The 12,334-nt window shown below is 66.3% G+C and carries 11 protein-coding genes; 5 read left to right on the forward strand and 6 right to left on the reverse strand.

What is annotated here, in order from left to right; genetic code table 11:
* Positions 1 to 29 precede the first annotated feature (29 nt).
* From EN857_RS02880 to puuE, 4 genes are all read right to left on the reverse strand, one after another.
* On the reverse strand, positions 30 to 623 hold the full coding sequence (locus EN857_RS02880) for a nucleoside deaminase (RefSeq protein ID WP_127393539.1): 594 nt from the start codon (positions 621 to 623) through the stop codon (positions 30 to 32).
* Between the two features lie 16 nt (positions 624 to 639).
* On the reverse strand, positions 640 to 1,131 hold the full coding sequence (locus EN857_RS02885; RefSeq protein ID WP_127285653.1) for an ureidoglycolate lyase: 492 nt from the start codon (positions 1,129 to 1,131) through the stop codon (positions 640 to 642).
* Positions 1,128 to 1,991 carry a bifunctional allantoicase/(S)-ureidoglycine aminohydrolase gene (locus tag EN857_RS02890; RefSeq protein WP_127311419.1) on the reverse strand — a complete coding sequence of 288 codons (864 nt, stop codon included), beginning with the start codon at positions 1,989 to 1,991 and terminating at the stop codon, positions 1,128 to 1,130. Before EN857_RS02890 ends, EN857_RS02885 begins: the two co-directional genes overlap by 4 nt.
* Positions 1,992 to 2,059: 68 nt before the next feature.
* A complete protein-coding gene (gene puuE, locus EN857_RS02895) occupies positions 2,060 to 3,484 on the reverse strand; it encodes an allantoinase PuuE (protein ID WP_127311420.1) in 1,425 nt (474 codons plus the stop codon).
* Positions 3,485 to 3,659: 175 nt separating this feature from the next.
* Between puuE and uraH the strand changes: the two genes are divergently transcribed.
* From uraH to EN857_RS02920, 5 genes are all read left to right on the forward strand, one after another.
* Entirely contained in the window at positions 3,660 to 4,034 is a 375-nt protein-coding gene (gene uraH / locus EN857_RS02900) for a hydroxyisourate hydrolase (protein ID WP_127285650.1), read from the forward strand.
* Positions 4,035 to 4,037: 3 nt separating this feature from the next.
* Entirely contained in the window at positions 4,038 to 5,519 is a 1,482-nt protein-coding gene (xdhA, locus tag EN857_RS02905; protein ID WP_127311421.1) for a xanthine dehydrogenase small subunit, read from the forward strand.
* A gap of 190 nt (positions 5,520 to 5,709) precedes the next feature.
* A complete protein-coding gene (gene xdhB, locus EN857_RS02910; protein WP_127391960.1) occupies positions 5,710 to 8,052 on the forward strand; it encodes a xanthine dehydrogenase molybdopterin binding subunit in 2,343 nt (780 codons plus the stop codon).
* A 62-nt stretch (positions 8,053 to 8,114) separates the two neighbouring features.
* Entirely contained in the window at positions 8,115 to 9,143 is a 1,029-nt protein-coding gene (gene xdhC, locus EN857_RS02915; protein ID WP_127391961.1) for a xanthine dehydrogenase accessory protein XdhC, read from the forward strand.
* A gap of 136 nt (positions 9,144 to 9,279) precedes the next feature.
* Complete coding sequence (locus EN857_RS02920; protein WP_127311801.1) at positions 9,280 to 10,116, forward strand: PhzF family phenazine biosynthesis protein; 837 nt, start codon at positions 9,280 to 9,282, stop codon at positions 10,114 to 10,116.
* On the opposite strand, the gene EN857_RS02925 is transcribed toward EN857_RS02920, so the two are convergent.
* Positions 10,113 to 11,381, reverse strand: coding sequence for an LLM class flavin-dependent oxidoreductase (locus EN857_RS02925; protein ID WP_127391962.1), 1,269 nt, complete (start codon positions 11,379 to 11,381; stop codon positions 10,113 to 10,115). The two genes, EN857_RS02920 and EN857_RS02925, sit on opposite strands and share 4 nt — an antisense overlap.
* Entirely contained in the window at positions 11,378 to 12,334 is a 957-nt protein-coding gene (locus EN857_RS02930) for an LLM class flavin-dependent oxidoreductase (RefSeq protein ID WP_127311315.1), read from the reverse strand. Before EN857_RS02930 ends, EN857_RS02925 begins: the two co-directional genes overlap by 4 nt.

The raw sequence follows: 12,334 nt of genomic DNA on the forward strand, positions 1-12,334 counted from the left end.
AGAGGCTGGCGGATTTGAGCGGAAAGAGATCAGTTCAGCGGAATGTCGTTGTCGGCCTTGCTTTCCTGATAGGCGCCGGACAGTTCGTCGTAGCGCGCGGAAATCTTGCCGATACGCGCTTCCAGCCGGCTGCGCTCAGCTTCCGGCAGCGCCCGCGCCAGCCTGCGGATGGAAAAGCTCTTCCAGTAGGCGTTCTCGGCATTGTAGCTGCCTGGGTCGAGGGTGAAGACCTCCTTCAGGATCTTCAGGTCATGCGGGATGGCGAAGCTGTCGCGCGAATCCTCATGGCTGAAGAGGTAGTAGAAATTATCGAAGCCGGTCCAGGTGATGGCCGACAGGCAGAGCGAGCAGGGCTCGTGCGTGGCGAGAAAGATCGCGTCGCCGGTTTCGACGCGCTCGGCCTTCGGCATTTCGTAGAAGCGCTTCAGGCAATGCACTTCGCCGTGCCAGAGCGGGTTTTCGATCTCGTTGTTGGTCTCGGCAAGCACCAGCGAGCGGTCGTCCTTCCTCAGGATCGCGGCGCCGAACAGCTTATTGCCATGGGCGACGCCCGCGGCCGTCTTCGGCACGATGTCGTGCTCGATGACGTCGAGCAGGCGGTCGATCAGCGAAATGTCGGTCATGATGGGGTCTCGGTACTCAGGGAAGGTGAATCTCGTAGGGGTGCGAGAAATGGCACTCTTCGAGGTTGGAGCCGTCGCCGCCGCGGTCGACGATCAGGAAGTCCTGCGCCTCGCCGATCGGCGTCAGCACGCCGTGCCAGAGGTTGCGGCGGTAGTTGATGCCCTGGCCGGGCGCGGTGATGAAGGCATGCGGCTCGCCGGGGCCGTCCTTGCCGTCATGGCAGACGACGACCAGGAAAGGGCGCGGCGACAGCGGGATGAAGGCCTGGCTGCCGAAAGGATGGCGCTCGACCATGGTCAGCTTGAGCGGCATCTCATAGGGCGTGCCGCGCACCATCGAGATCAGCACCCTGGCGTTCGGCCCGGCGGCTTCGGCGGTGGCGAGGTCGTGGTAGCGCTCGGCCTTGCCGGCATTGATCGGGTAGTGATTGTCGCCGCCCATGTCGATGACGTCGCCGAACGGGGCGAAGTTCTCGCGCGTCAGCGGCCGGGCGACGATGCGGGTCACCGCGCGCGGCCTCCGAGGCCGGCGCCGCCGAGCTTGGCGTGACGGTTGACGTCCTTGTAGAGCAGATAGCGGAATTTTCCCGGGCCGCCGGCATAGCAGGCCTGCGGGCAGAAGGCGCGCAGCCACATATAGTCGCCGGCCTCGACCTCCACCCAGTCCTGGTTGAGCCGGTAGACGGCCTTGCCTTCCAGCACGTACAGGCCATGCTCCATGACATGGGTCTCGGCGAAGGGGATGACGGCGCCCGGCTCCAGCGTGACGATGGTGACATGCATGTCGTGGCGCAGGTCGGCGGGGTCGACGAAGCGGGTCGTCGCCCAGCGGCCTGCGGTGCCGGGCATCGGGCTCGGCGCGATGTCCTGCTCGTTGGCGAAGAAGGGCGGTGGCGTATCGAGCCCGTCCACCGGCTCATAGGCCTTGCGCACCCAGTGGAAGCGAACGGCGGCCTTGCTTTCGTTGCGCACCGTCCAGCCGCTCGCCGGCGGCAGGAAGGCGAAGCCGCCGGGGCGAAGCACGTGCTTCTTGCCGGCGAGCGAAACGCTGAGCTCGCCCTCGACCACGAACAGCACGCCCTCGGCGCCGGCATCCGGCTCCGGCCGCTCGCTGCCGCCGCCGGGCTCGACCTCGACGATGTATTGCGAGAAGGTCTCGGCAAAGCCCGACAGCGGCCGCGCGATGATCCAGACCCTAGTCTTGTCCCAGAAAGGCAAGGCGCTGGTGACGATGTCCTGCATCACCCCCTTGGGGATGACGGCATAGGCCTCGGTAAAGACGGCGCGACCGGTCAGCAGCTCGCTTTGGCCGGGATGGCCGCCATGCGGTGCGTAGTAGGTGCGCTCGGGCGTCTTGATCATGTCCATAGTCCTGATCCTCAGAGCAAATCCAGTGTGTGACGGTGTTTCGTCCGGAGTTGCGTAAAACCAAACATTTAGAGCGGCAGCATGTCTTTCAGCCGAAGCAGCGCGATGCGCTCGACCTGTTTGCAGGCGGTTTCGAACTCGGTGGCGCGGCTGTTGCCGATGCGCCGCTCGAACTCCGCCAGGATATGGTCCTTGCTCTTGCCCTTGACGGCGATGATGAAGGGGAAGCCGAAAGTGGTGACGTAGGCGGCGTTGAGCTTGGAGAACAGCTCGCGTTCCTTGTCGGTCAGCGCGTCGAGCCCGGCGGAGGCCTGCTCCCTGGCCGATTCCGCCGTCAGCCGCCTGGCCTTCGCCAGCTTGCCGGCAAGGTCGGGATGGGCGTTGAGCACGGACAGCCGCTCGGCCTCGGTTGCGGCGCGGAAGACGCGGCAGAGCGCGTTGTGCACGCCGCCGGCGCTGTCATGCGCCGGGCCGAGTTCCAGCTCGTAGGCGCGCTCTGCGATCCAGGGCGAATGCTCGAAGACGCTGCCGAAGGCATGGACGAAGGCCTCGAACTCCATCCGCGACGGACGCAGCGCCGGCGCCTGGTAAGGATGCGTCTCGCGCCAGTGGCTGGCGATATCGATGCGCCGCGCCAGCCAGACCCGGTCATGCGATTTGACATAATCGACGAAGCGCTTCAGCGCCGCCACGCGGCCCGGACGACCGACCAGCCGGCAATGCAGGCCGATATTCATCATGCGCGGCCGCCCGTCCCTGCCCTCGGCATAGAGCGTGTCGAAACTGTCCTTCAGATAGGCGAAGAACTGGTCGCCGGAATTGAAGCCTTGCGGCGTAGCGAAGCGCATGTCGTTGGCGTCGAGCGTATAGGGGATGACGAGCTGCGGCTTCTCCAGGCCGCCGCGGTCGAACCAGTAGGGCAATTCGTCGTCATAGGTATCGGAGACGTAGTCGAAACCGCCCTCCTCGGCGACCAGCCGCAGCGTGTTGACCGAGGTGCGGCCGGTGTACCAGCCGGTCGGCCGGGCGCCGGTCACCTCGTAATGCAGCCGGATCGCCTCTTCGAGGTCGCGCTTCTCGTCTTCGGGCGAATGATCGCGGTAGTCGATCCATTTCAGCCCGTGCGAGGCGATCTCCCAGCCGGCCTGCTGCATGGCCGCCACCTGGTCGGGCGAGCGCGCGAGCGCAGTGGCGACGCCGTAGCAGGTCACCGGCACTTGCGCTTCGGTGAACAGCCGGTGGAGCCTCCAGAAGCCGGCGCGGGCGCCATATTCGTAGATCGATTCCATGTTCCAGTGGCGCTGGCCGAGCCAGGGCGCGGCGCCGACGATCTCCGACAGGAAGGCTTCCGAAGCCTTGTCGCCGTGCAGCACGCAGTTCTCGCCGCCCTCTTCGTAATTGACGACGAACTGCACCGCCACATGTGCGCCGCCGGGCCATTTCGGATCGGGCGGATTGGCCCCATAGCCGCGCATGTCCCGTTCGTAACGCATTGTCACTCCTGCCGGATCGTTGAGGTGAAGATATCGAAAGGAGTGCTCGTGCATTCCCCCGAAAATTTTTGAAAGTGCTTTTTGTCACGCTCCGCTCGACCGGGACTTATGCATCGCCTTTAATGGGCGCACAATTGACCAGAAACGTTCGACAGTACGGGGATGGGAGACGGCAGTGGCAGAAACGTCGAAAGCCGATGGCGGGCGCCTGACGACCCATGTGCTCGACACCGCGACCGGCAGGCCGGCCAAGGGCCTGTCGATCGAGCTGTTCCGCATCGAGCGGCAGACGCGGGCGCATCTGAAAACGGTGGTCACCAACGACGATGGCCGCTGTGATGCGCCGCTGCTTGCCGGCGCCGATTTCCGCACCGGCGAATACGAACTGGTGTTCGCCGCCGGCGACTATCTGCGCCGGCAAGGGACCAGCCTGCCGGAGCCGGCCTTCCTCGACATCGTGCCGATCCGCTTCGGCATGGCGGAAGCGCGCCACTACCATGTGCCGCTGCTGATCTCGCCCTATGGCTATTCGACCTATCGGGGAAGTTGAGAGATGGCCAAGGTCAAGACCCGCAACGAAATCCGCTTCATCCTCAACGGCGAGGACATCGCGCTGGCCGATGTCGCGCCCGATGCGACCCTGCTCGACTGGCTGCGGCTCGACCGGACGCTGCGCGGCACCAAGGAAGGCTGCGCCGAGGGCGACTGCGGCGCCTGCACGGTGCTGGTCGGCAGGCTTTCCGCCGGCCGGCTGGTCTATGAAAGCGTCAACGCCTGCATCCGCTTCCTCGGCTCGCTCGACGCCACTCACGTCGTCACCGTCGAGCATCTGCGCGGCACCGGCGAAAACCTGCATCCGGTGCAGCGAGCGATGGTCGATTTCCACGGCTCGCAATGCGGCTTCTGCACGCCGGGCTTCGTGATGTCGCTCTACGCGCTGTGGATGCGCTCGCCCGACCCGTCGGACGCGGCGATCGAGAAGGCGCTGCAGGGCAATCTCTGCCGCTGCACCGGCTATGAGGCGATCATGCGCGCGGCGCGGGCCATTTCCCGCTACGGCAAGGCGGCGAAAGACCCGCTGGCGGCCGAGCGCAAGTCGATCACCGCAAGGCTTGCGGCGCTGAAGGACGGCGCGCGGGTGGAGATCGGCGCGGGCAAGGCGCGGCTGATCGTGCCCGCCGACGCCGACGATCTGGCCAAGCTGCTCGACAAGGAGCCGGGCGCGACGCTGGTTGCCGGTTCCACCGATGTCGGGCTTTGGGTGACCAAGCATATGCGCGACATCGGGCCGGCGGTCTTCATCGGCAATCTCGACGGGCTGTGCACGATATCCGAGGACAAGGGCGTGATCTCGATCGGCGCCGGCATCACCTACAGTGAAGCCTTCGCGACGCTGTCGAAGCGCCTTCCGGCGCTCGGGCCGCTGTTCGACCGCATCGGCGGCGAGCAGGTGCGCAACATGGGCACGATCGGCGGCAACATCGCCAATGGCTCGCCGATCGGCGACACGCCGCCGCCGCTGATCGCGCTCGGCGCGCGGCTGACGCTGCGCCGCGGCGGCAAGCGGCGCACGATCCCGCTCGAAGATTTCTTCGTCGCCTATGGCAAGCAGGACCGGCGGCCGGGCGAGTTCGTCGAGGCCGTGCATGTGCCGGTGCCGGCCAAGGCGGCAAAGTTCGCCGTCTACAAGATCACCAAGCGCCGCGACGAGGACATCACCGCCGCCCTCGGCGCCTTCCACCTCACCCTTGCCAGGAACGGCACCGTCGCCGATATCCGCATCGCCTATGGCGGCATGGCGGCGACGCCGAAGCGGGCTTTCGCGGTGGAGAAGGCGCTGCTCGGCAAGCCGTGGACAGAGGAAACCGTGGAGGCCGCGATGGCCGAGTACGCCAGCGATTTCACGCCGCTCACCGATATGCGGGCAAGCGCCGAATATCGGGCGCTGGCGGGGAAGAACCTTCTGCTGCGCTTCTACATCGAAACAATGGGAACGAAGGCGCCGTTCCAAGTGTCACGTGACGAGGCGGCCTGATGCAAGCCAACGCGAGCGGACGGACAGCGTCCTTCTCCCCGTTCACGGGGAGAAGATGCCGGCAGGCAGATGAGGGGCGGCGCTACCGTCGGCCACTTTTCGCAAAATCATTAATGTCGGCGCTGCCCCTCATCCGGCCCTTCGGGCCACCTTCTCCCCGTGAACGGGGAGAAGGCAAAGGAGGCGCCCAATGACCAAGCACGTTCCCAACCTGAAGGCGCAGAAGATCCAGGGCGGCGTCGCCAGCGACCAGCGCCACGATTCCGCGCACAAACATGTCAGCGGCACGGCGGTCTATATCGACGACATGCCGGAGCCGGCGGGCACGCTGCATGGCTGCCTCGGCCTTTCGGCAGCAACGCATGCCACCATCACCCGGATGGACCTGTCGGCGGTGCGCGCGGCGCCGGGCGTCGTCGACGTGCTGACGGCAAAGGACGTGCCCGGCGAGAACGACATCTCGCCGACCGGCCGCCATGACGAGCCGGTGCTCGCCGACGGCAAGGTCGAGTTCTACGGCCAGCCGATCTTCTGCGTCATCGCCGAGACGCGCGAACAGGCGCGCCGCGCCACCCGGCTGGCCAAGGTCGAATACAAGCAATTGCCCTTCGTCACCGACATCGGCGAGCTAAACCCAAGGAAAGACAAGCTGGTCACGCCGCCGCTGACGCTGAAGCGCGGCGACGCGGAGGCGGCGATCAAGGCAGCGCCGCGCAAGCTCAAGGGAAAAATGCGCGTCGGCGGCCAGGAGCATTTCTACCTGGAAGGCCATATCGCCATGGCCGTCCCCGGCGAGGACGAGGATGTCACCATCTATTCCTCTACCCAGCATCCGAGCGAAGTCCAGCATATGGTCAGCCACGCGCTGGGGGTGCCGAGCAACGCCATCACGGTGGAGATTCGCCGCATGGGCGGTGGCTTCGGCGGCAAGGAGACGCAAGGCAACCAATTTGCCGCGCTGGCGGCGATCGCAGCGAAACGGCACCACCGCGCGGTGAAAATCCGGCCCGACCGCGACGACGACATGACCGCCACCGGCAAGCGCCACGACTTCGTCGTCGATTACGAGGTCGGCTTCGACGACGACGGCAACATACTCGGCGTCGACTTCATGTTCGCGGCGCGCTGCGGCTTCTCCTCGGACCTGTCGGGCCCGGTGACCGACCGCGCGCTGTTCCATTGCGACAACACCTATTTCTGGCCAGCGGTGCATGCGCAGTCGGCGCCGCTCTACACCAACACGGTGTCGAACACCGCCTTCCGCGGTTTCGGCGGGCCGCAGGGCATGGTCGGCGCCGAGCGCGTCATCGACGAGGTCGCCTTTGCCGTCGGCAAGGATCCGCTCGAGATCCGCAAGAAGAATTTCTACGGCACCAGCGACCGCAACGTCACGCCCTACCATCAGACGGTCGAGGACAACATCATCCACCGCATCATTGCCGAGCTGGAGGCGAGCTCGAACTATGAGCGGCGCCGGCGTGAAATCAGGGCCTTCAACGCCAACAGCCGCTTCATCAAGCGCGGCCTGGCGCTGACACCGGTGAAGTTCGGCATCTCGTTCACTGCCACGCATTACAACCAGGCCGGCGCGCTGGTGCACGTCTATACCGACGGCTCGGTGCATCTGAACCATGGCGGCACCGAGATGGGGCAAGGCCTCTATCTCAAGGTCGCGCAAGTGGTGGCGGAAGAGTTCCAGATCGACCTCGACCAGGTCAAGATCACCGCCACGACAACCGGCAAGGTGCCGAACACGTCGGCCACCGCGGCGTCGTCCGGCTCCGACCTCAACGGCATGGCGGCGCAGAACGGCGCCCGCCAGATCAAGGACCGGCTGACCAATTTCGCGGCCGAGAAATACCAGGTGCCGCGCGACCAGGTGCTGTTCCTGCCCAACCGGGTTCGCATCGGCAACCAGGAGATCGCCTTCGCCGACCTCGTCAAGCAGGCCTATATGGCGCGCATCCAGCTCTCGGCAGCCGGCTTCTACAAAACACCGAAGATCCACTGGAACCGCGACAAGGGCGAGGGTCGCCCCTTCTACTACTTCGCCTATGGCGCATCGTGCTCGGAAGTGTCGGTCGACACGCTGACCGGCGAATACGTGGTCGAGCGCACCGACATACTGCACGAGACCGGCCGCTCGCTGAACCGTGCCATCGACCTCGGCCAGATCGAGGGCGGCTTCATCCAGGGCATGGGCTGGCTGACCACCGAGGAACTGTGGTGGGACGAGAAGGGCCGGCTGCGCACGCACGCGCCGTCGACCTACAAGATCCCGCTGGCGTCGGACCGGCCGAAGATCTTCAACGTCACGCTGGCCGACTGGCCGGAGGCGCATGAGCCGACCGTGCACCGCTCCAAGGCGGTCGGCGAGCCGCCCTTCCCGCTCGGCATGTCGGTGCTGCACGCGCTGTCGGACGCGGTGGCGAGCGTCGCCGACCACAGGATCTGCCCGCGCCTCGACGCGCCGGCGACGCCAGAGCGGGTGCTGATGGCGATCGAACGGCTGAGAGCCGCAAGACCGGCTTGAACTGGGCCAAAGGTGCAATTCGGGCCGAAAAACTCTATATTTCCGTATCGGGAATGCAGACGATGAACTCGAAGGTGCAAAGCCTGAAGGATTTTCTCGGCCAAACGGGCCGGGCCGCGCTGGTCGAGGTCGCGGCAACCAAGGGCTCGACCCCGCGCGAGACCGGCGCCTTCATGCTGGTCTCGGCCTCGGCGATTTACGGCACGATCGGCGGCGGCCAGCTCGAATATATGGCGATCGACAAGGCGCGGCAGATGCTGGGCTCTTTACGCCCTGCACCTCTCGGGGAATTTGCCGACGTCGCCGCCGCCCCTCATCCGCCTGCCGGCACCTTCTCCCCGTATAGTGACGGGGAGAAGGGAGATAGTCGCAACGCTGGCGACCCCCTCTCCCCGTCCTTACGGGGAGAGGGTAAGGGTGAGGGGCTGCGCGACGCCGGCAAGATGTTCGCCACGCTCGACGTTCCGCTCGGGCCTGAAATCGGCCAGTGCTGCGGCGGACGCGTCGAGGTGCTGATCCGCCCGGTCGATGCGGCACTCGAACAAGAGCTGATCGCCAAAGCCGAGGTCGAGGAGGCGCATCTGCCTCACGTCTATCTCTTCGGCGGCGGCCATGTCGGCCAGGCGCTGGCGTCGGCGCTGGCGCTGCTGCCCATCCATGCCGTCGTCGTCGAGACGCGCGCCGAAGCGCTCGAAGGGATGCCGGAAACGGTCGAAACCAGACTGACGCCGATGCCCGAGGCCGTGGTGCGCGATGCGCCGGCGGGAGCCGCCTTCGCCATCCTCACCCACGACCATGCGCTCGATTTCCTGATCGTCGCCGAAGCGTTGAAGCGGGGCGACGCCGCCTATGTCGGCATGATCGGCTCGAAGACCAAGAAGGCGACCTTCAAGAACTGGTTCCTCAAATCGGCGGATGGCAGCGAGGCGGAGTTCAACCGCCTGGTCTCGCCGATCGGCGGCAATGCGGTGAAGGACAAGCGCCCGCCGGTCATCGCGGCGCTCGCCGCCGCGGAGATCATGACGGCGCTGGTCTCGCATGCCACTGAGGCGACTGCCTCAAGCACGCCCGAGAAGGCGATGGCCGACTGAGCCCAGTCGCCGGGGCGCCGGCGGCGACGCTGCTGGGATATGACCAGCGCTCACAGCTGCTCGTCGCTTTCTTCATTTCCCAAATCTTTCGGGAAAGTGTTTTCTGCGCGCCTCACAAGCACGAGGCGGACCCCTGATGGACGTATTGAGAATTGCGGCGTTTTCGGATGGCGACAACGGCGGCAACCCGGCCGGCGTGGTGATCGGCACGGTCTTGGACGATGCCATCGAAATGCAGCGCGTCGCGGCCGAAGTCGGGTTTTCGGAAACCGCCTTTGCGGCGCCGGAAGGCGATGGCTGGCGGGTCCGCTATTTCTCTCCGGAAAGCGAAGTGCCGTTCTGCGGCCATGCCACGATCGCGCTTGGAGCTGCGCTGGTGCGGCAGTTCGGCGACGGGATTTTTGCGCTCACCCTCAATCAGGCAACGATCACCGTCGAAGGGTTTCGCGACGGCGCCAACATCGTCGCGGCGCTGCAGTCGCCGCCGACGCGCAGCCGGCCGGCCCCACCAGAGCTCCTCGCGGAGACGCTGGCGCTGTTCGGCTATCAGGCAAACGATCTCGATCCGGCCATTCCGCCGGCGCTGATCCATGGCGGTGCCGACCATCTCGCGCTGGCGCTGAAGTCGCGCGAGGCGCTGGCTGCAATGGCCTATGACCTGAAGCGCGGGCAGGCGCTGATGCGGCGCGAAGGGCTGGTGACGATCCTGCTCGCCTATGCCGAAGCGCCCGCCCTGTTCCACACGCGCAATCCGTTCGCGTCGGGCGGCGTCTACGAGGATCCGGCGACAGGAGCCTCGACCGCCGCCTTCGCCGGCTATCTGCGCGACCTCGGCTGGCCGCATGGCGGCGCGATCGACATCGTGCAGGGCGAGGACATGGGCATGCGCTCGCGGCTGCATGCCGACATCCCGCCGCAGCCAGGCAGCTCGATCAGGGTGTCAGGCACGGCCCGGATGATGGACGCCGGCTAAGCATCCGATGCCGGCCGCTTCAGGCCGAGATGTTCGCGCAGGGTGCGGCCTTCATAGTCGGTGCGGAACAGGCCGCGCCGCTGCAGTTCCGGCACGACGAGGGCACAGAAGGCGTCGAGCTCGCCGGGGAACCAGGACGGCATGACGTTGAAGCCGTCGGCGGCGCCGCCCTCGAAGCGCGCCTGCAATTCGTCGGCGATCTGCGCGGGCGTGCCGACGATCCGCCAATGCCCGCGCGCGCCGGCGAAATGGCGGGCAAGCTGACGGATGGACAGGCCGTCGCGGCGCGACTGCTCGACGACCAGCGCCTGCCGGCTCTTCATGCCTTCGCTCTCCGGCAGTTCGGGCAGCGGCCCGTCGATCGGATGGCGCCAGAGATCGGAGATGCTGAGATAGCTGGAGAGCAGCGCCACGCCGACCTCGTCGGGGATAAGCTCCTGCAATTCCTCATGCTTTTGCCGGGCCTCCGCCTCTGTGGCGGCGACGACCGGCGCGACGCCGGGCATGATCTTGACGTCTTCCGGCTCTCGCCCGTAGGCGGCGAGCCGTCGCTTGACGTCGTCGTAGAAGGCCTTCGCTTCTTCGAAGGTCTGCGCCGCGCTGAACACGACGTCGGCGGTCCTGGCGGCAAGGTCCTTGCCGTCCTCCGAGGCTCCAGCCTGCACCATGACCGGCGCGCCCTGCGGCGAGCGCGGCAGGTCGAGCGCGTCCCTGACCGAAAAGCTCTGGCCGTCATGGTTGAGGCCGCCATTGCCGTCGCCGCGCCAGAGGTCGGCGACCACCTGGGCGAATTCGCGCGCCCGCTCGTAACGGTCGGCATGCGGACGCAGGCCCGTCGAGCCGAAATTGGCGGCCTCGATGTGGCTGGCCGAGGTGACCAGGTTCCAGCCGGCGCGGCCGCCGCTCAGATGGTCGAGCGAGGCGAAGGTTCGCGCCAGCCCGTAGGGCTCGTTGTAGCTGGTCGAGGCCGTGGAGACGAGGCCGATGCGCTCGGTCTGCACGGCGATCGCCGAAAGCAGGCTGATCGGCTCGAAACCGATCGAGCGCGAGGTCTGGCTGGCGATCTGGACGTTGGCCTCGCGCAGGCCGGCAGCATCCTCGCAGAAGATCATGTCGAGCTTCGCCGCTTCGGCCGTGCGGGCGAGTTGTATGTAATGGTCGATGTCGATACCGGCCGTGACATGCGCATCGGGATGGCGCCAGGCGGCGATGTGGTGGCCTGTCGCCCACAGGAAGGCGCCGAGCTTCATCTGACGCGCGCTCATGGTTTGCCTCCCGCCTCAAGTCCGAGATGCTGGCGCAACGTCGCGCCCGCACGTGCGGATTGAGCCAGGCCGCGACGTTGCAGCTCCGGCAGCACACGATCGGCAAAGGCCTCAAGCGCAGGAGGATCCGCCGGCAAAGTAAAGTTGAGGCCGTCGCAGCCGTTCGGGCCGACTTCGGCCTTCAGTTCGGGATCCCCGGCGACAGTCATCAGAACCTTCATGGCATCCGGCTCGCGGCCGGCGGCAAGCGCGCGACCTCTCAGGTCGTCACAAGCAGCCCTTGTCGCTTCCGGCGATCCTTCGGCGATCAGGACGACGTCCGCGACGCGGACGGCGAAGTCGAGGTCGGCCTCGGACAGGCCGGACATGACCAGCACCGGCGCGTCCTGCGGCGAGCGCGCCACGTTGAGCGGCCCGCGCACCGAAAAGAACCCGCCCTTGTGGTCAAGCAGATGCATCTTCTGCGGGTCGTGGAAACGGCCGCCGGCCTTGTCGAACAAAAGCGCATCGGCGTCCCAGCCTCTCCACAGGCCTTGCACGATGCCGATGAATTCTTCGGCGCGGCGACGGAAATCATCGTCCGAAAAACCTTCAGGCCGGCTGAAATTGGCGGCCTGGCGGGGATCCTGGACCATCGTCGCGCTCCAGCCGGCGCGGCCGTGGCTGATGATGTCGAGCGAAGCGAAGCGCCGCGCCAGATTGTACGGCTGGTGCGCGAGCGTCGAGGCGCTGGCGACGAGGCCTATTTTATCGGTAACGGTCGCCAGAGCTGCCAATAGCGTCGTTGCCTCGAATGGGCTGGTCGATCGAGCGCCGCTGGGGGCGGCATCGGAGACGACGACCAGGTCGATCCCGGCCGCTTCCATTTTCCGCACGAAGCCGGCTATGCGGCGGAAGTCCAGGCCGGCCTGTCCGTCGGTGGCGGCAATGTCGAGCGAAATGGCGAGATGCAT

The sequence above is a fragment of the Mesorhizobium sp. M4B.F.Ca.ET.214.01.1.1 genome (genome assembly GCF_004791545.1).
GTDB classification, from domain to species: domain Bacteria; phylum Pseudomonadota; class Alphaproteobacteria; order Rhizobiales; family Rhizobiaceae; genus Mesorhizobium; species Mesorhizobium abyssinicae.